The sequence below is a fragment of the Parendozoicomonas sp. 2304DJ65-17 genome (genome assembly GCF_058148445.1).
In genome coordinates, this window is sequence record NZ_JBYVJV010000001.1 from 501969 (window position 1) to 521244 (window position 19276).

Genomic DNA, 19276 nt, shown 5'->3' on the forward strand with positions numbered 1-19276 from the left:
AATACATCAAATTAATTCATGAGTTGTCAAAATTTATCATTTTTTTCATACGACGGCATTCAAATAACATCGCTTTGCTAACGTGAGGTGAGTTGCAATGAGAGGAAAAAACCCGACCCTGTTTGCGATTATTTTATTAATTGCAGGAAACCAGTTTGGTGTTTTGTCAGATGCTCTGGTGAAAGGGCTTGGCTTTGAAGGTCCATTAATACAGCTGTTATTTTATCGTCAGTTGATGTCTGCAATTATTCTGCTGCCACTCTGGTTAAAGTTTTGCAAAAACCGTACAACCAATATGCATATTCATTTTATACGGGCGAATGTTGGTACCGTAGCAGCCCTCAGTATATTTTTTGCTCTTAATACATTGCCGTTAGCAACAGCTCATGCCGTTTTTTATTCGCTGCCTCTGCTTACTCTGCCTATTGCCTGGCTAATACTTGGCACCAAGCCTACACAGAAACAGTCTACTGCAGCAGCTATTGGTTTTATTGGTGTGTTGATTATCATTCGCCCCACCAGCATTAATTGGGGAGCAATTGCAGCCCTGATAAGTGCACTGGCTATAGCTTTTAATGCCGTCATTGTTAAAAAGATGACGGCGGAAGAATCTGTGCTCAATTCCCTGTTCTGGCTTAATACGCTTGCATTGCCTGTAACCTTTGGCCTTTATTTGTCAGAAAGCGTTTCCTGGGACTTTGAGTTAATGATGTGGGCCAGCTTAAGTGCAATTCTGGTATTTGGATTCCATGGTTGCGCTATTGCGGCATACAGGCTGGCCGAAGCGGGATCTATCTGTAATGCAGAATACACGGGGCTTTTGGGATCAATGATTCTTGGATTAGCTCTTTTCCAGGAATGGCCAGACATCTACACCGTGGTTGGCGCCATGCTGATTATCCTGCCCTTAATCTATGCAGGGAAGTCTCGAAAAACAGAGCTACCACAAGGAGAGCTGGCTTAAGCCGCTGCCGCTGCGACAGGGATACCATGACTAAAATCATCCACTTCCTGACGTCGCAGCCACTCCCCTCTTATGGTCTCTTCGTAGAAGGTTCCAACTGAACCACTCATCAGTTCCTGCATTTGTTGTTCAAGATGCTTACGTTCCAGAATCAACATTGCCGTTTTAATCAGCTGTTCTTTCTTATCCACAAACATCGCCTGAGGATCTGTGAGAGCTTCAACATCTTTTTTCAAGCGGTTGTGAGCGGCCCGCAATTTTTTCAATACTCGGGGAATCTGTTTCAGGTGTTCACAACCTTCACTACGCAGAGCCCGAAAATCCTCAGCCCCCAGTTCGTCAACTTTGGCATCAAATGTAACCTGCTCACCGAGTTTTTCCTTATTTGTACCCAGAACCTTGGTAACCTTTTCTTTAAGCTTTTCCGCCTTTGACTTGTTCCTGGCAGCTTCTTCCTGCCTTTCAAGCTCTTCTTCAGAAAGAGGCTTCCTCCGGCTTCTGATTATTTTCTTAACCCGTAAGCGGTTACGGCAGTTGTTAATAAGGTTCAGCGTCTGCCCACCAATAAATGAAGATACCCAGTAAGTAACAATCGCTGCAGTCGGGACGGGAAGAACATCAACCTGTCGCGGTAAGATTCCTTTCATAATCCACAAGGCACCAGCTTTAAGAATCTTGCTGGTGTTCATAACAATGCTTGTATAAATAAAGTGCCCAACGACTTTTGCCGTATGTTTAGCAGCATCAACCGCATGGGATGTTAGCCAGTTGATTCGCCCTGCAGCGGCTGAAGCCCGGGCATCTGTTTTGGAAAGAGCTTTCAGCTTACCCAAATCCCTTAGTAATAACTTCCCTGACCGTCGGCCATCTTTTGCGCTGCTATGAACAAGATCCTTCATCCATGTTCTCTGGTCTTCCTTGGCAACTCTTGTGGTTCCTTTCAATAACAACCGATTGGCAGCTTCGTTAAATATTTCAGCTTTTTCTGCATCAGTCATATAAGGCTCACCAGCTTTTCTGGCTCTGCGCCTTTCGGTTTTCGAAAAGGGTCGCCATAAAGTCAGGAACTGCTTTTCAAACTCATCTTCAAACAGGGAGATGTCGGTGACAACTTCCATCATCATTCTTCCCATATCTTTATAACTTTCACCCAGTTCTGCTGTTCGCAACTGCTGCACAACCTGGTAGCGGCGATACTCAATCTGCTCGCTCGCACTTTTATTAGCTTTGGCCTTTAATTTCTCTAATCCCTGAAGATCTTCCTTCATATTGAAATAAGCGTTGTAACAATCAACCAGGCTGTTTTCAGAAGCCACATGGGCAAGACTGTCGTAGAAGCTGTCGCGCTTAGTGGCATGATCCGGCTCTCCGGCTTCGTCATACTTCCAAAGCTTTCTTCTGTGCCACAATTCCTGAACTTTGTTTAAGCCAAGCTTGGCTCCAATAATCACCGGCAAACACAGAACAGCACATCCCAGATAGGTTGCGCCGGCAATACCTCCCGACATCAAGCCGGTCACTATTGCCGTCACAACTTTGGATGTAGCCTCAACTGCAATAACCCGTTTATTTCTCGCAATCCAGCGAGAAATGCGCTTGTACATATCCTTGGTCCAGCGCAATTTCCAGCCACGATCAACCTTAGCCTGAATAGCCCAGAGTTCGTCATAATCACAGGTATAAGTCGTGTCCGGACTGGGTGGTTCCAGCTTTGGTGGATTAATCACTGTCAGTAGTTCTTTGTGCTCACTGACGGCAAACTTTTCATCCTCCTTCATACCGGCCTGCTGCAACAGAAGGGTACGACTGCCCGGCACTGTTTTCTGGGTTTTGTCGATAAGGGTGACAAGGTTCAGGTAATTACGAACAACATCACCCTGCCGCTGTTCGTCGTAAAGCCCAAGAACACCGACAAGCTCCTGAAAAGTATCAATTGAAAGTGTTTTACCGACTTTAACACCCCGGCTGTTCAGGGCGGCTACAACCATCTCACGGGCTTTTTCCTGGGTTTCGCCCTTCTTCCTCAACTCTCGAATCAGAAAGTCACGAACTTCTCCTCTAGCCGCACGTCCCTGATCCAGTATTCGCCCAACAGTTATTTTTTTAACTTTTCTTGGTAGCCCATCTCTTTCCAATACGCTGCCGCCACCTGGGAAGTGCCCGCCATCTCCGCCACCTGCGGCACTGACTTTACGCTTATGTGTTTCAGCCAGCTTATCGATCGCGTTTCTTATCTCCATCATGGGCTCAAGATCGACACTGTCTTCCTCAAGCATTCCATGGGTACTTTGCAGCGCCTTCAAATACTGGATGGCATCCGCTTCTGACATTCCTGCTTCTGTTACCAGTCGGTCCACATAAAAAGGAACAAGAACCCGGTCCAGGTAACCGTTTGGCAGTTTGCGATCATCAGCGATGAATTCGTAGGTCAAGCGAACCGGGGAAAGATTCACCAGATAATCAATATGGGAAATCGTTTCATCATCCAACTCGCCGCGATTTTTAGTTAGTCCTACCTTGCCGGAATCATCCTTCCTTAAAGCGCAGGCACCAGCAAAGTCCAATGCGGAAGCAATTCGAAAACCCAAAGGGGTATCCAGCTCATCACCTGTTCCTGAGACACCTGCTTCTTTGAGAGAGAAAACAGTTTTGACAGCTGAAGGGGGTTGAACAGTCAGTTTATGAAAGCCATCGATATAGGCGGCAAGAAGTTTGTAATCAACCGTTTCAGTCGTATGCAGGAAGGAAGACAGTTTATTGACGGCTTTCCTAGCGTACTTCTTTACATAATCATATTTCAGGAAGCCTATGACACGGCCTTTCCAGGAAGATTCAGTGACTTTGATTGCCCAGTCACCGCTGGAGCCAGAAATATCTGAGATGCGAAACTCGCCGCCTTTCAGCTTATTTCGTTCTTCCTTACCAATAATTTGGGACAAAGAAACTCTGTCAGTCTTGGGAAGACCAACGGGAGAAATAGGGTTTGTTTCTGCTAACCCTGCAGTACGTCGACTTGTAGTCGGCACTCCCTGCTCCTGTTTTGTATCCCTTTAAAATAAAAAGGGATACAAAACAGTATAAGAAGAGAGTGCTGACTCTTCAGACTCGATCCAGTACCAAATAGCTGTATTTCAGACCTTCGTCGGTTTCATGGTCTTCGCGGGCAGTTTCCTGCCACTCGCGGTCATCCAGCGTCGGGAAAAAAGCATCTCCCTCAAAGGATTGGCCAACCCGGGTCAGATACAAACGATCTGCCTGAGGCAGTGTCTGACGGTAGATCTGTTCACCACCAATAATCATCAGCTCGGTCACACCATCAATCATGGCCACGCTCTCGGCCATAGCGACAGCTTCTTCGAGATTACCAACAACTTTTACGCCGTCGTGGTTCCAGCTGGAATCACGGGTCATCACGATATTGGTACGGCCGGGCAGAGGCTTACGCAGGGAGTCAAAGGTTTTGCGGCCCATAACGATGGGCTTGCCCATGGTTACGGCCTTGAAGTACCGCAAATCCCCCGGAAGGTACCAGGGCAGTTTATTATCGATTCCAATGGCATTGTTTTCAGCCACTGCGGCGATCATCGCTATTTTCATTATGTGTCCCTGACGAGATTTAGGCAGGCACAACTGAAGCTGTGCCTGCCATTCTGATTATTTATCTTCAGGCTGGAAAACGGCCACATTGGTGTAGCCTTCATCACGCAGATGCATAGCGTGAAGCTGGCTCATCACACCCTTATCGCAATAGAGCAGGTAATGACGCTCACGATCCAGTTCCGGGAACTTGCTCATCAACTGGTAGAACGGAATCACCTCTATCTCACGACCTTCCATGACCAGGGGTTTCAGCTCTTCTTCCGTTGGATGGCGGATATCAATAATCACGTCACCCTGAGCGATGGTATCAACAACCTCAACCTGCTCACGGGTCAGGTCATCGGCAATTATATCTGCGATAGAAACAGAACGGCGATTCTCTACGGCAGCATCCAGCACGGAGAAATCGAAGAAGCTCTCTTCCTTTTCAATTTTCTCAGGCTTAGCACGGGTTGTAGGCTTTTTGGAGATGACCGCGCAATACTCCGGAATGCTCTTGGCAAAGTCTTCCGTTCCGATCTTTCTGGCAACAGAAATAATATCCTGTTTATCCATAGCGATCAGAGGTCGCAGAGTCAGAGTGTCAGTTACGGAATCAATCACTGCCAAGTTTGGCAGAGTCTGGCTGGAAACCTGGGCCACTGCTTCACCGGTTACCAGAGCCTGAATATCCATCAGCTCTGCAGTTTTGGAAGCCGCACGCAGCATCATGCGCTTGAGAATAACGCCCATCTGGCTGTTATCAATCTTGGTCAGAATCTCTTCCACCACGCCTTCAAAAGGAATGGTGACAAAACGTACCCGATGGGATGCGCCGTAACGGTTCCACAGGTAGAAAGCCACTTCTTTTACCGCCAGCTCATGGGCATGACCACCCAGATTGAAGAAACAGAAGTGAGTATTCAGACCACGTTTCATGGTTAAGAAGCTGGAAACTGTGGAGTCAAAACCACCGGAGATCAGAGACAGTACAGGCTCCTGAGAACCCATGGGATAACCACCAAGGCCAGTATGACGACGAGTTACCAGGAACCAGCGGTTGTGCTTGATCTCAATCTCAATCTTAACGTCCGGGTCTTTCAACTTGACCCCAGAAGCGCCTGTTGTCTGGTTCAGTTCACCACCGATAAACCGCTCAGCATCTCCGGAGGTAAAGGTGTGGGAACCATTACGCTTTACCCGAACACAGAAGTTTTTTCCTTCCAGCTGATCAGCAAAAATCGGGCGTACGATTTCCAACATGTCATCCAAAGAAGTCAGCTCATATTCAGAAACTTCCAGTGCCTGATGAATACCAGGGATACATGTGAGGCGATCAGCAAGGGTGGCAATATCAGCAGGCTCAGTCAGGCTGGTTTCAACCTCAACCATATCCCACTTGCCGGTGACTTCGAGAGAGTCATCCAGAGGGCGGCAGACCGTACGGATATTTCTGCGTAACTGCTTCACCAGTTGCTTACGAACCGGAGCACTCTTGATAGTGATCTCCGGGAACAGCTTGATTATAAATTTCATGGAGGCTGAGTAGATCGGGCCAGATACAGATAGATTAATCGGACATTATACAGAACTGCTCCGGAAACCAGCCAGCGGGAACGATACCAACACAGCTGTTTCTTACTCGTCGAGGGTTCCTTCATCAATCTGGAAGTCCAGATACTTACGAATCATACCTGCGGTAACAACCTGTCGCCCCTTCAGTAAACCTCTGGAAAACTCTGACTGTCCGAAAGTGTCTCCAGGGCCACCGTAAAACCAGTATCCGACAATATCCTGTGAAATAATCCAGGCTTCGGCATCAACAGAAGTCGGTGGATCTGATACCGGGTGCTCTTTGAACCAGTCTGTCATGAAGTGGCCCATATGCTCATCAAGAATTTCTTCCAGTGAAGAGGAGTGGTTATATTGAGTGACCCGACCAGTTATATAGTCTTGGAGGGTACGGTTTCGCGCTTCGAAACAGATGTCCCCAGCCCTGATAGCATCGGTAAAGAAATCTTTCAGGGTTCCATTTGCTTCAGCCTTAGTAAACTCATTCCGGAAGGCCTCCAGATATTCATGAATTCCTCGGATCAGGCTCTCTGGGTTAACGTTATGGGGATGAAAAAGCCAGCCAGTTTTAACCGCAAAGTACGGCCCCGGACTATCTCCTTCTCTCAACCGCCTCTCAATTTCCGGCAAATTATTTTCAATATGCTGAATGCTCTCCAGGGTTAACACGCAAAATTCATACTGACTCAGCGCCCCGTAGGTTTGTCCCGCCCGCTCAACCTGCCCTAAAGCTTCGCTGAGCCCTTTCCAGAATACAGTCGGAGGCCACTTTCGGGTAATAGCTTTACTGACCCAGTTACGCACTGGCTCCCAGGCATGACCAAAAAGTAATCGACTTCGTTTTAAAACCGGTTTGCCATCAGGATAATTGGGCGCTCCGCCCAATTGTTGTTTGTATTCATACAGTTTTTCCCGGATGTGGTGATCATTTGGCCTTTCAATTTTTGGTTCATCGAGTAACAGCTCCGGACTATCAACCACACCCTCATCAACAATTTGGTTTATCTGCTGTTGAGACAATGATTGAAGGGATTCAGGAACAGCCTTCGGGGGAGCGTCGAGATCAGTTTCAGCCATTTCCACAACCCAATTCTGGAACTCTCCGGCAATACCAAACAAATCATCAAACTCGTCAGCATCAACCCTGCGAGAGTTCAAAGGCATCTGGTTATCGGCCCCCAGTTGTTCTGCTTTCTTTTTAGTGATCACCGAAGATTGGGCCTGAACCTTTTGCAGAGTTCTATTAAAAGCCGGTACACGAGACGTAACAGCCGGCTTAAGCATCTCCAGAGGAATGGCTTCACCACCTGTTTTTCCAATTCTTCCAGTAGGCATTAGCTGCTCGGATTATTTGCACTCTTCCAGAAGTTATCGACAGCACTTTCCAGAGTTTGCAATCAAAGCAGCATATTGAAAATAAAGGGTGTAAACTGGCTGCGGCTTGCCGCAGCCAAATGCGTATTTGCGCTGAAAGGGAGCAGCCCAGGCAGTCCGGGTTACCAATTGCACCATATTGGTGCAACTGAAAAACCGAAAGGCACAGGAATGGTGCACTTATTAGAAGAACAAAGGGTGCACTGACCGTGCATCGGGCGAAAACACGGGCTTAGAGGGCGCCATTAATTTGGCACGCAGCTTGCTAATAGTTCTGTCGACGACAGTGATTGCATAACGTGAGCTTAAATGGTCTGCCGGATTGGCCCGAGTTGACCGGAACGAACTGACAAAACCGCATATCCAGCACCACGCGACCAACGTCAGGAAAACGTGGATTCAAGCGGTCGAGACAAACCCGAGGAATAGACAAGAATGTCCAACAAGACTCTTTCCCTGATCAAAGAACACGACGTCAAGTGGGTTGACCTGCGCTTTACCGACACCCGCGGTAAGGAACAACACGTCTCACTGCCTATCAGCGAAATCGACGGTGAGTTCTTTGAAGCCGGCAAAATGTTTGATGGCTCCTCCATCTCAGGCTGGAAGGGCATCAACGAATCCGACATGATCATGATGCCTGACGACGAGTCTGCAGTCATTGACCCGTTCACTGATGAAAACACCTTGAACCTTCGCTGCGACATTATCGAGCCTGCCACCATGCAGGGCTACGAGCGTGATCCTCGCTCTGTTGCCAAGCGTGCTGAAGAATACCTGAAGTCTACTGGTATCGGTGACACTGCTTTCTTCGGCCCTGAGCCTGAGTTCTTCGTATTCGACGATGTGAAGTGGAAGATCGACATCTCCGGCGCATCTTACGAAGTTAACTCTGAAGAAGCTGCCTGGGCTTCCAACGAAATGTTTGAAGGTGGTAACACTGGCCACCGTCCTGGCGTAAAAGGTGGTTACTTCCCAGTACCTCCAGTCGATTCCCTGCATGATCTGCGTGCTGCTATGTGTGGCGCTACAGAAGCCATGGGTGTTGCCGTAGAAGTACACCACCACGAAGTAGGTACTGCTGGTCAGTGTGAAATCGGCACTCGCTTCAACACTCTGGTTCGCAAGGCTGACGAAACCCAGATTCTGAAATACTGCGTACACAACGTTGCTCACGCTTATGGCAAGACTGCGACCTTTATGCCTAAGCCTCTGGTTGGCGATAACGGTTCCGGCATGCATGTTCACATGTCTATCAGCAAAGACGGCAACAACCTGTTTGCTGGTGACGGCTATGCCGGTCTAAGCGACACTGCTCTGTACTACATCGGTGGTATTATCAAGCACGCTAAAGCAATTAACGCTTTCGCTAACGCTTCTACTAACGCCTACAAGCGTCTTGTTCCAGGTTTCGAAGCTCCAGTTATGCTGGCTTACTCTGCCCGTAACCGTTCCGCTTCTATCCGTATTCCTTACGTGAATACTCCTAAGGCACGTCGTGTAGAAGTTCGCTTCCCTGACCCAACTGCCAACCCATACCTGGCGTTTGCGGCTCTGATGATGGCTGGCCTGGACGGCATCAAGAACCAGATTCACCCTGGCGATGCTGCTGACAAGGATCTGTACGATCTGCCACCAGAAGAAGCTGCTGAAATTCCAACAGTTGCAGCCAGCTTTGAAGAAGCTCTGGATTGCCTCGACAAGGATCGTGAATTCCTGACTGCTGGCGGAGTATTCACCGACGATATGATCGATGCATACATCGAACTGAAGCGTGACGAGTGCATCAAGGTTAGCCAGACTACTCACCCAGTTGAGTTTGATCTGTACTACTCCTGCTAATACACGCCGACAAAATTCTTACTAAAACCCGAAAGGGCTGCCAAATGGCAGCCCTTTCTTTTGTCAGTTATCTAACTTCAGTAATCGTTTGAGTTCCGCACTGTCTGGAACAATACCCAAAGGCTGCTCTTCAACAATCAACTCATACAGCGTTTTTACTTTTTTCCTGTTGAAGCCGGAAGGCAACTGGCAATCCGTCCAATATCCCGCAAGCCCCGCTATAACACACATATAGGTTGCAACATGCTCGTGGGTTCGGGTTGTTGGGTGCATGGAGTCCCAGAAAAAATATTCATCAGGGTTACTGCAAACCGTCATACCGCCAGCATTCTCGATTGAAACTCCTCCCGGCGCAGGGCAACCAGCGATATTAATATTTGTGCACCCCCGGTCCGTCACCGTGAAACCAAAACTATCCGCATGTTTAAAAAACAGCTTCATGGCAGAATAACCATCAATGAAGGTAATTTTTACCTGTGGGTAGCGAGCCTCAAGAGCTCTCTTGGCAGCAGTCACTCCACGATTATGCTGCCTCACCAACTCTTCAATCTCGCCAATATCATCACTTCCACGAAAGCAGGGAGTGAACGTCAGATCCGGCAGAGTTCCCCAACCAATATGCAGCGCACCGGCATTGATTAACCGTTGGATCATCAAGATCTGCTCATTCACAAGAGCATCGACATCCCAATAGCGGTTCTGGTAATCGTTAGCACCAGACTCAACAACGTACATAGTTTCACTATCAAGGGAACGGTGCTGACTCAAATACCAGTCCACCACTTCCGAAGAGCTGGGCAACAACCACTTGCCAGCTCCACCAGTAAGGTGACTAAACCACTGAAACATGGATACGGAAGAGTCCCGCCCCAGAGACACCCAGGAACTAAAGAAATGATGAGAGGAAACCGTCCAGCTTCCTCCAAATGCAAGATTTACCATTTCACTGGGGTTGTTGGCGTCCATTCCCAACATATTCATCACCAGCTCCCCAGCGAGAGGGCCATTACTGAAACGGCCATGGTCATAACCGGCTGGAGGGATAACAGCAACCAGGCGCTTCATAGGCAGCCATTCCCACCCTGCGCCGAAGAGTTCATCGTAAAACCAGGGCTTTTCCCCAACACCATTGAGGTAACGAGTGAGCTCCCAGGTATTGCCTGTATCGGCCAGACTATCCCCAAAGACCACAACCCGTTTTAGCCGAATAAGGCTGCTCTCCCCAGGTTCATTCCCATCAGCACTGATACAAAAAAAGCAAAAACCGAGAACCCCCAAATACCTCAACCAAATATGCCCCATTGGCGAACCTGCTTCTCAACCATTACCATTGGGAGAAACAGGATAGAAAAATAACGAGATATTATGAGCGGGTTAACAAAAGTTATTACAGCTAGTGCTGTTGCCGCATTCATGGTTTTAACCCCAGTTCAGGCTGAGATTTACAAAACTGTTGATGAAAATGGCAATGTTATATTTACAGATAAGAAGCCCAAAAATGAACCATCTGAGACTGTAGAGATTGGCCCGATTCTCACTCTTCCTGCTACTCCGGTGAAACCCCGCCCTCTCACCAAGCCCAAAAAGCAGGAGTCCGCTGTTTACAAGTCTGTGGTAATTACATCTCCAGAAAATGAGCAGTCTTTTCAAAACCCGGTGAGCATAACCATCACCGCTAAGGTTTCTCCAGGCCCACAAGGTGGCCACAGATTCCGCCTCCTAGTGGATGGCCAGGTTGAACAAGACAGCGATTCCCCATCCTTTGAAATCAAACAGCCCACCCGGGGAGCTCATTCTATCAAAGTTCAGGTTATAGATGCCCAAGGTAAGGCCCTGATCTCAAGTGAAACCAGCACTATTTATGTGCATCGCCACAGCGTGCTCTTTAAAAAGCCAAAACCACCCGGCGATGTGACCATTCAGCCCGTAGGGTAAATTTTCCGAAAATCACGATGCACCAATTTGGTGCGCACATCAATTCTGTGCAACAATCTCCGTACCAATAAGGGGCAGCAGTCTCATCGCCGCCCTTCTTTCTACCTGGCCTATAACAATTCTAAGCACCATTTCGTGCAACCAACGTAGGTCTGGTTTGTTTCTTGCATTTACATGGACAGAAACATAATGACTCTTCCAGACTTCGAATCCGGACAGGTAGCAAAAAGAGAAACCATGCAGGATAAAATCCTTGAGAACCTGACAACTGCCGTATTGGTTTTCGATCAGAACCTGAAAGTCCGGTCTATGAACTCTGCTGCCGAGGCAGCACTGGCCATCAGTGATCGACGGGTACATGGTCTTTATCTTGATGAATTGTTCCAGGAAGATGCGTCCTCTCTGGAAAACATCCGAAATGCTCTGAAAACCGGAGCCTGTTACAACAAGCGGGAAGCCCAGCTGCTATTGACCAATGGCAACACACTGGCAGCCGATTACTCAATCACCCCGATTACTACTGGTGGCGAAACCAACCTTTTGATGGAGCTTCAGCCCCGTGACCGGTTGTTGCGCATTCGCAAAGAAGAAACCATCAAAGCCAAACAGGAAACAGCCCGAGTCTTGGTGCGGGGATTAGCTCATGAAATCAAGAACCCGTTGGGAGGCATAAGAGGCGCAGCCCAACTTCTGGCCCGCGAACTCCCCAACGAAGAGCTGCAGGAATATACAACGGTCATTATCGAAGAAGCCGACCGATTGCGGAACCTTGTGGACAGAATGCTTGGGCCAATCAAACCACCGACCATGAAGCCGGTAAATGTTCACGAGGTACTTGAACGTGTCTGCAGCCTGATTCATGCCGAAACTAACGGTGCTCTCCAGTTGGTCAGAGACTATGACCCCAGCATCCCGGAAATGACTATTGATGCCGAGCAGATGATTCAGGCGACCCTGAATATTGTCAGGAACGGTATGCAGGCCATCTCACAGACCACGCCTCTCAGTGACGGCACCATTACTTTACGCACACGCATTCTTCGCCAGTTCACCATTGGCAATACCCGGCACAAGATTATCTGCCGTGTAGATATTGAGGATAACGGCCCCGGTATTCCTCCCAATATCATGGAAAACATTTTTTACCCAATGATCAGTGGGCGAGCCGATGGTTCAGGTTTAGGGCTTTCCATCGCTCAATCCATTCTCAGTCAGCACAGCGGCATTATTGCCTGTGAGTCAGAACCAGGGAAAACCCAGTTCTCACTGTTCATCCCCTTCGAAAACAAAGCTAACCATGGCCAGGAAATGCCAACCACTAATAATAAAAATGCAGGTATTTCACGAGTTGAAAACGGCAATAATAAACAGAAATCTGCAGGAGCACTCTTGTCATGAACACGAGTATCAGTGGAGGCAATAAACCTACCGGGCACGTCTGGATAATAGATGACGACCGTTCTATTCGTTGGGTATTGGAGCGTGCACTCACTCAGGATGGCGTTAAAACCACCTGCTTCGAAACCGCAGATGATGCTTTATCCCGCCTGAGAACCCAGCAACCCGACGCAGTTATCAGTGATGTGCGTATGCCCGGCACCGATGGCCTGGCTTTGCTGAAAAAGCTGAGCGAAGACTTTCCCGGTTTGCCAGTCATCATTATGACAGCTCACTCCGACCTTGATAGCGCTGTTGCTTCCTACCAGGGTGGTGCCTTTGAATATCTGCCCAAACCTTTCGATATTGATGAAGCCGTCAGCCTGGTTAAAAGAGCATTAAGCCACGCCCGGGAACAACAGATACAACACCCTGAAGGCAGCAGCTCTGCAACACCGGAAATCATTGGTGAAGCACCAGCTATGCAGGAAGTTTTCCGGGCTATTGGACGACTATCACAGTCTAATATCACGGTATTGATTAACGGTGAATCCGGCACAGGTAAAGAGCTGGTTGCCCATGCTTTGCACCGCCACAGCCCAAGAGCAGCAAGCCCATTCATTCCACTGAATATGGCTGCAATCCCCAAAGACCTGATTGAGTCAGAACTGTTTGGTCATGAAAAAGGCGCCTTTACCGGCGCAAACCAGCAGCGCCGGGGACGTTTTGAACAAGCTAATGGCGGCACACTGTTTCTGGATGAAATCGGTGATATGCCTGCTGACACCCAAACCCGATTGCTGCGGGTATTATCAGATGGTGAGTTTTACCGTGTTGGTGGTCACACACCTGTATCCGTCGATGTTCGTATTATCGCCGCAACCCACCAGGATCTTGAAAACCTTGTACTGGAAGGCAAGTTCCGGGAAGACCTGTTCCATCGTTTGAATGTTATCCGTGTGCACCTGCCTCGCCTGGCCGATCGCAGGGAAGATATTCCTTTGCTGGCCCGTCACTTCCTGGATAAGGCCGCAAAAGAGCTGGAGGTTGAATCCAAAATTCTTCGCCCGGAAACCGAAGAGTTTATGTGCAGCCTGGACTGGCCCGGCAATGTTCGTCAGCTGGAAAACACCTGTCGCTGGTTAACCGTTATGGCATCAAGTCGGGAAGTGTTAATCGCCGATATGCCACCGGAGTTGATGGAACAACAGAATGAACCTGCTGCCGGCAATAATTGGGAACAGGCTTTACGCAACTGGGCCGATCAGCAATTAGCCAGAGGGGAAACAGCCCTGCTTGATCAGGCAGTTCCGGCGTTTGAAAGAATCATGATTGAAACCGCTCTCAAGCACACCTGTGGTCGTCGGCGAGATGCGGCGAATCTTCTTGGCTGGGGACGCAACACCCTCACCCGTAAGATCAAAGAACTTGATATGGGTGGCGACAAAGTCGATAGCGAGGAAACTCTTGAGGAAGCCATTTAAATCACACATCGTTTCTGTCCAACTCTGTGGGCAGAAACGCCTGCTCTAGTTACTATCTCTGTCTACACTGATCGGCTTTAATGGTGTAGCCGGAGATACTTCATGGTTCGCAGCCATGTGCAGTTCACTTTCCTGTGTTCCCTGTTCATTCTTAGCTGTTCCACCAAGGCAACCATGTCGGTCAATCGTATGGTGGTCTATTTCGAGGCTGGGCAGTTACCTCGCCAGGATATTCAAATCACAAATCCGGATAATGAAATCCTGTATCTGGAAACAGAAGTATTTAAAGTCACCAACCCAGGCTCTCCCGATGAGGTTTTGCAAAAAATAACCGAGACCGATCAGATTAAACTTCTTGCCACACCACAAAAAGCCGTGATTCCGGCAAACACATACAAATCCATCCGTTTAATCAGCCTTGAAACACCGCTAAACCTTGAACAGGTTTATCGGGTTACCTTTCGCCCGGTATTAGGAGACGTTAAAGCCACGCGAAGCGCTATTAAGGTTTTGGTGGCTTATCAAGCCTTGGTATTTATTCGACCAGCCAAAACACGAAAAGAAGTCACACCAGTGAGAGAAGAAAACACTCTGGTATTCAACAACACGGGTAACATTAATGTTGTTTTGCGAAATACGCGTTTTTGCAAAAAAAATGAAAAACGAGATTGCTCTCCCTTAAAGCAAAGTGGCCGAATCTACCCGGGGCAGGCATTTCATCTAACGCTTCCAGAAGAAGCAATAAAGCTGGGAGGCTCTATCCAGTATGGGCTTTTTGATGGTCGCGATGAAGTCTCAAAAACCTTTCGACTAAACTCAGGAGCCCAACCTTCAAAAGCCCTGTAGAAAAAGTTAGTGCTAACCCGCACGCACAGTAACAGTTAATACATCGGTATAGGTATCTGTAGGAACAGAATATAAATCGCGGTAGTTAATCTCTACCCGAATAGTCGCGTTTCGATTATTACCACAATCAAGATACCGGCTGCCCTGATACCAATAGGGAAGTTGTCTGGCCTTCTCTGTTGGATACCAACCACTTCGTTCATCTTTGAAGCTGATACGATAATCCATTCTTCGATTAACTGAACTGCTTAGCTGGAAACGCCCACCAGGATTATTTTGACCATCCAGCTCTAATCGATACCAACCTCCATGACTGGCAAAGACACAGAACTTTGTTTCTTTCCATAGCCAGCTGCCGGATATATCTCGATAGTAAAGATCAACATCATCAAGGGCACTGATTTTCACGGTCTCAGGTATTTCGATTCTCACCCTCACTTCTATACTGTCAAAGTGCCTGGTGTTATCAATATCCTCTCCAGCAATCCAGAAAGAAATTGAGTGACGGCCTGCTTCAAGGCGTTGCAGTTCGCTTTTCACAAAGTTAAAAATCAATTGCCCGTCAGTATTTCTATTTGTATTTGTTGATAAGTAACCTGTGCTCCATCGACCAGGAACCAGATTCGCCTGCTGGCTACCCTGTCGCCACTCAACGCGATCTCCAACATAGCGACGAAGAATGCCTGCCGGAAAATTTTCTGGTACAGAATAAGCACCATCATTTTCACTTTGCTGTGACCCAGGGTAAGTATCTGAAAGTGCCAGACGATATCGTTGACCAACACATCCTGACCTGCACCAGCTTCGAAAACGCACCTGTACGACAAGTCTGAGGCTGTTGTCATTTTCAGGGCTCCAGTTCATCCGCGGAGCATTCACAGATTTAAAATCAAAAAACGCGAAAGCTACCCATGGGAAGCATAGGGAGGAAAAAAGGCATAAACGCCAGATCAACCTTTTCTCCTCATTCCAACCTTATACACACATGGCCTGAAGAAATGAGGATTGGTTCGTGATGCGGCAATACAGACCAGAACGTTAGCCATCATGGCATTGCCATAGAAATCAGATAGAGCCTTATCTGAAGTCGTTTTTGGAGTCTTTTTCATTCCGGTTAAATAGGGAACTGAAACGACCACACTCCCCATATTTACCACATCTCTTAACTCAGTACTTTTTTTACTAGATTGCGGGATGTGGAGCCTTTGAGCTGGAATGCCTGGTATATCAACTTCCAGTTCTTTGATCTCAACGGGCACTTCAAGCTGATAGATACCGGATTGATCCGTAACTGTCCGTTCATGGCCGCTTCTTACCACTGCTCCCACTATAGGTATGCCCTCTTTAGAGAGAAGCTGTCCAAACAGAACTTTTGCAGGCTGAACATTAAACGACTGCAGGTTCACATTACCTGGATATAAAGTGACCTGACGCTCTTCTTCAAGGAACTCATAAATTCCCAGGTCAGCTCCATGAATTCCTATACGGTAGGTTGCATAAGGTTCTAGCGGTATAACTGTGGCGGCAGGGCCTTTGGTATAACCTCTTTTCTGCCCATCAACGGACACACTAAATACAGCGTCACTATCAACACCATCTATCTGCACTACGATTGCACTTCGGCCGCTGTAGTCACCGCCAATGGCATAATATCCTGACGTCCAGGTAAAGCTTGTCGCAAGCCCCATAACCCATGACGAAGTCGAACCGCTGTCTTCCCAGCTATGATCCACTGCTCCAGTCAGCTCTCCAAGACGCGAGCGAACACGAAGGTTGCCACCAGCCAGCTGTTCACCGGAGCGTGTTTCTCCCCAAAGGCTGGATTGAATATTATAACGATCCTCCCTGTCATCATTGTAAGAGAGGTTATAGCGTGCCGAGCCCGAACCACCCCATCCACTATCACTGTCGCGATTACGTTCGTACTTTGGTGAAAGCGTGTGATTGATACGGTTCTGGCGCAATCGAAAATCAAGCCCAGCCAGTATTCGATGATCACTGCCAGCCTTGGTGGCTTCAAATCGCCCTTCAATGCTGTATCTATTGTCCTGAACAAGTCGTTTTAAATAGCTGAGAGTGTGGTTGTTGTCGCCTTTAACAGCCTCTGTTGAATACTGGCTAAACCGGTATTGCAAATGCCCCTGCCAAAGTTGCGTTGATAAAGTGCCATAAAGGCTTTCGCTGTTTCTTCCAAACAGAACAGGGTCGGGAGTTTGACCACCTTTCGAATGAAGTTTCCTGTAGATCAATGATGCGAGCCATCTATCGAGCGATAAACGTATATCCACATTGATTCCATAATCTCCGTGATCACTGACCAGAAGAGAAGGCATTAACTCCCAGGCTTCACCAACATACTGTGCTCCGGGCTCAACCAGCGCAGCATGACAACTGACTGCACTACTGACAGTGATACCATAACTATTACTGAGCCTTCGGCTTATTCCTGCTCTTGCCAGCCAGTTGTCGGCACTTTCCGGCCACAAGTCACGCTCACTCCAATTCATTAGCCTGCCTGCTTCAGCAAACCATAAAGTGACACCTTCTGGAGCAAGACCGAAGTGACTCACGTAAAACCGACTTTCATCACTGATAGTCTGATTGCCCTCGCCGTACACCTTAACGTTGATGGTGTAGGCACCAGATGGGAAACCGTCAGTGTTTAGCTGATGGCTGCCCGCATCCAGCAACCAAGATCGCAGCAATATGCCATCACGAAAAACATCAACACGACCACGCACAGGGAGATATACATCTAAAGGCGTTGCGCGCCCGGAATTCAAATCTGTTCGCGTATTATCAGAAATACTTGCATGAACGCCGACAATAGGGCGATCAGGAGTGAATGAAAAACCGAAGCCTGATGTTGAAAGATAACCAGCCCGTATATCCTGTCCTTGAAAATCTCTTTCGAAATATAAGGACGCAATACGGCCACCTTCTCCACTGGCGACATCCCATTCAGAAGCCAATGACAACTCACCAGCTCCCACAGAGGTAACGCCATATAGAACTTCTCTACGACTTCCCTGGCTTGAACCAGATACAGATACATTCAAAGATTGAACGATTCCCGGAACATCAGATGACGCAGCAGGAAGATACTGTTTTGTAGCTGCACCATTTTTATCAAGAAACTCTGGTGCAATAAAAACCCTGACACGAAAGCTCTTTTCATCAAAAATAACTCCCGCTACTTTTGGTTTGAGCCAGCCACAGTGTTCTTCTCCCGCATACAGACAAACCTTATCTGCATTGTTTCTTAAACGACCAGTCAGTGCAGCCAGCACCATCACTTTGTTACTGATATTTGGAATTTTATCTAATGCGAGCTGAGGTTCTGAAAGTGTTATTGTTTCTGGTGAAATGGTCGCCATCATGCTGACCAGATGACGATCTCCATAATAAATATCCACCATGGTTTGCCATGGCCTGATTAAGGCTTCAAAGCCTTTTGGCGGCCCTGCAGCAGCGATAAAAGTTTCACTGCTATAACTTCGCTGGGTCTCTGAAAAGGCAGCTAAAAATAAAATCCATAGAAAAGTAAAACGATAAGGTGCTCTCTCGATCTGAAACCCATCGCAGCTCACCAGAAAAACAATCACCCAGCTTTAACCGTTAGCATCAGGGTATCTGTATATACACCTTGATTGGCATCTTTAAATGACCCGGAGTCAAGAGTCACCTTCGCAGTCACATTTGCTCCTGCACAGGCAACAAAAGGGTCTGGTGCACTTCCTGAGGCCGGGCTGAATACCTGGCTTGTTCCATATTGTGAGAAGGTTGCTGTAGTCCCTCCAGTGGTCGCCACTTCCAGCGTATAGGTCACATTCGTTGCGATGGTGCCCGCGCTAGCCTCCCTTAAAGCCAGATTGCCACCTGCACCTGAAGCAGAATCAACTGCCAGAGTAAATTTCTGATCATCCTGATTCGAGTAAACACAAAAAGACATTGAGGACGGGGATGGTACACTGGAACTGGGAGTCAAATTTCCAAGATCAATATTATTCAGCCCCCATATCCGGTAGGAAGCACTGATATTCATGCAAACCTGAAACTGACCGCTGGATGTTGCCCCCAACTCACATTTATTGTCGGCAGAATTATCACAGGGGGTAAACGAGCAATCTGCCCACAAAAAAGCAGGCATAACCAGAACAGCGCTCATCAGCCAACGAACAACATATCTGAGATCACCCATAACCGCCTCCCGGAATCAATCAGCCCAAGCGGAGGGAGATTAGCAAAAGAGTGGTCGCTGTAAGAAAGACGAGAAAGAACTACATGTCTGAAAGTAAATAAC

At 47.9% G+C, this 19276-nt stretch carries 14 protein-coding genes; 6 read left to right on the top strand and 8 right to left on the bottom strand.

The genetic code is table 11. The features are described from left to right. Positions 1-97 precede the first annotated feature (97 nt). Positions 98-964: a DMT family transporter gene (locus ACY2RR_RS02340; RefSeq protein WP_490106529.1), complete on the top strand. Its 867-nt coding sequence runs from the start codon at positions 98-100 to the stop codon at positions 962-964. Here the strand turns inward: ACY2RR_RS02340 and ACY2RR_RS02345 are convergent. The 4 genes from ACY2RR_RS02345 to ACY2RR_RS02360 all read right to left on the bottom strand — a co-directional run bounded on the left by ACY2RR_RS02345 (position 961) and on the right by ACY2RR_RS02360 (position 7450). Beyond that, positions 961-3990, bottom strand: a complete 3030-nt coding sequence (locus ACY2RR_RS02345) for a hypothetical protein (protein ID WP_490106530.1) — start codon at positions 3988-3990, stop codon at positions 961-963. The two genes, ACY2RR_RS02340 and ACY2RR_RS02345, sit on opposite strands and share 4 nt — an antisense overlap. A 73-nt stretch (positions 3991-4063) precedes the next feature. After that, positions 4064-4561 (bottom strand): dihydrofolate reductase, encoded by a 498-nt coding sequence (locus ACY2RR_RS02350; protein ID WP_490106531.1) that lies wholly within the window; start codon positions 4559-4561, stop codon positions 4064-4066. Positions 4562-4618: 57 nt separating this feature from the next. Then, positions 4619-6079, bottom strand: a complete 1461-nt coding sequence (gene thiI, locus ACY2RR_RS02355; protein ID WP_490106532.1) for a tRNA uracil 4-sulfurtransferase ThiI — start codon at positions 6077-6079, stop codon at positions 4619-4621. 102 nt (positions 6080-6181) lie between these two features. Further along, the gene (locus tag ACY2RR_RS02360) at positions 6182-7450 is read right to left on the bottom strand and encodes a hypothetical protein (protein WP_490106533.1); all 1269 of its coding nucleotides are present in this window, start codon (positions 7448-7450) and stop codon (positions 6182-6184) included. Positions 7451-7924: 474 nt separating this feature from the next. On the opposite strand from ACY2RR_RS02360, the gene glnA reads away from it, so the two are divergent. Continuing rightward, complete coding sequence (gene glnA, locus ACY2RR_RS02365; protein ID WP_490106534.1) at positions 7925-9331, top strand: glutamate--ammonia ligase; 1407 nt, start codon at positions 7925-7927, stop codon at positions 9329-9331. 63 nt (positions 9332-9394) lie between these two features. Here glnA and ACY2RR_RS02370 read toward each other — a convergent pair whose 3' ends face one another. Beyond that, a complete protein-coding gene (locus tag ACY2RR_RS02370; protein ID WP_490106535.1) occupies positions 9395-10633 on the bottom strand; it encodes an SGNH/GDSL hydrolase family protein in 1239 nt (412 codons plus the stop codon). Positions 10634-10696: 63 nt separating this feature from the next. Between ACY2RR_RS02370 and ACY2RR_RS02375 the strand changes: the two genes are divergently transcribed. The 4 genes from ACY2RR_RS02375 to ACY2RR_RS02390 all read left to right on the top strand — a co-directional run bounded on the left by ACY2RR_RS02375 (position 10697) and on the right by ACY2RR_RS02390 (position 14973). Next, the gene (locus ACY2RR_RS02375) at positions 10697-11266 is read left to right on the top strand and encodes a DUF4124 domain-containing protein (RefSeq protein WP_490106536.1); all 570 of its coding nucleotides are present in this window, start codon (positions 10697-10699) and stop codon (positions 11264-11266) included. A 174-nt stretch (positions 11267-11440) separates the two neighbouring features. Next, positions 11441-12664, top strand: a complete 1224-nt coding sequence (gene glnL, locus ACY2RR_RS02380; protein WP_490106537.1) for a nitrogen regulation protein NR(II) — start codon at positions 11441-11443, stop codon at positions 12662-12664. Then, the gene (gene glnG / locus ACY2RR_RS02385; RefSeq protein WP_490106538.1) at positions 12661-14127 is read left to right on the top strand and encodes a nitrogen regulation protein NR(I); all 1467 of its coding nucleotides are present in this window, start codon (positions 12661-12663) and stop codon (positions 14125-14127) included. Before glnL ends, glnG begins: the two co-directional genes overlap by 4 nt. Positions 14128-14229: 102 nt before the next feature. Continuing rightward, positions 14230-14973, top strand: coding sequence for a fimbrial biogenesis chaperone (locus ACY2RR_RS02390; RefSeq protein ID WP_490106539.1), 744 nt, complete (start codon positions 14230-14232; stop codon positions 14971-14973). Between the two features lie 12 nt (positions 14974-14985). Here the strand turns inward: ACY2RR_RS02390 and ACY2RR_RS02395 are convergent, their stop codons facing one another. The 3 genes from ACY2RR_RS02395 to ACY2RR_RS02405 form a co-directional block, all read right to left on the bottom strand. Continuing rightward, positions 14986-15837, bottom strand: coding sequence for a hypothetical protein (locus ACY2RR_RS02395; protein WP_490106540.1), 852 nt, complete (start codon positions 15835-15837; stop codon positions 14986-14988). Positions 15838-15923: 86 nt separating this feature from the next. Beyond that, the gene (locus ACY2RR_RS02400; RefSeq protein ID WP_490106541.1) at positions 15924-18578 is read right to left on the bottom strand and encodes a TcfC E-set like domain-containing protein; all 2655 of its coding nucleotides are present in this window, start codon (positions 18576-18578) and stop codon (positions 15924-15926) included. Next, positions 18575-19174, bottom strand: coding sequence for a hypothetical protein (locus ACY2RR_RS02405; protein ID WP_490106542.1), 600 nt, complete (start codon positions 19172-19174; stop codon positions 18575-18577). The genes ACY2RR_RS02400 and ACY2RR_RS02405 overlap by 4 nt, the downstream gene beginning before the upstream one ends. Between the last annotated feature and the right edge of the window lie 102 nt (positions 19175-19276).

Coding starts and splice junctions, on each gene's coding strand:
- ACY2RR_RS02340 (WP_490106529.1), top strand. CDS start 98: ATGAGAGGAAAAAACCCGACCCTGTTTGCGATTATTTTATTAATTGCA.
- ACY2RR_RS02350 (WP_490106531.1), bottom strand. CDS start 4,561: ATGAAAATAGCGATGATCGCCGCAGTGGCTGAAAACAATGCCATTGGA.
- thiI (WP_490106532.1), bottom strand. CDS start 6,079: ATGAAATTTATAATCAAGCTGTTCCCGGAGATCACTATCAAGAGTGCT.
- ACY2RR_RS02360 (WP_490106533.1), bottom strand. CDS start 7,450: ATGCCTACTGGAAGAATTGGAAAAACAGGTGGTGAAGCCATTCCTCTG.
- glnA (WP_490106534.1), top strand. CDS start 7,925: ATGTCCAACAAGACTCTTTCCCTGATCAAAGAACACGACGTCAAGTGG.
- ACY2RR_RS02370 (WP_490106535.1), bottom strand. CDS start 10,633: ATGGGGCATATTTGGTTGAGGTATTTGGGGGTTCTCGGTTTTTGCTTT.
- ACY2RR_RS02375 (WP_490106536.1), top strand. CDS start 10,697: ATGAGCGGGTTAACAAAAGTTATTACAGCTAGTGCTGTTGCCGCATTC.
- glnL (WP_490106537.1), top strand. CDS start 11,441: ATGGACAGAAACATAATGACTCTTCCAGACTTCGAATCCGGACAGGTA.
- glnG (WP_490106538.1), top strand. CDS start 12,661: ATGAACACGAGTATCAGTGGAGGCAATAAACCTACCGGGCACGTCTGG.
- ACY2RR_RS02390 (WP_490106539.1), top strand. CDS start 14,230: ATGGTTCGCAGCCATGTGCAGTTCACTTTCCTGTGTTCCCTGTTCATT.
- ACY2RR_RS02395 (WP_490106540.1), bottom strand. CDS start 15,837: ATGAACTGGAGCCCTGAAAATGACAACAGCCTCAGACTTGTCGTACAG.
- ACY2RR_RS02405 (WP_490106542.1), bottom strand. CDS start 19,174: ATGGGTGATCTCAGATATGTTGTTCGTTGGCTGATGAGCGCTGTTCTG.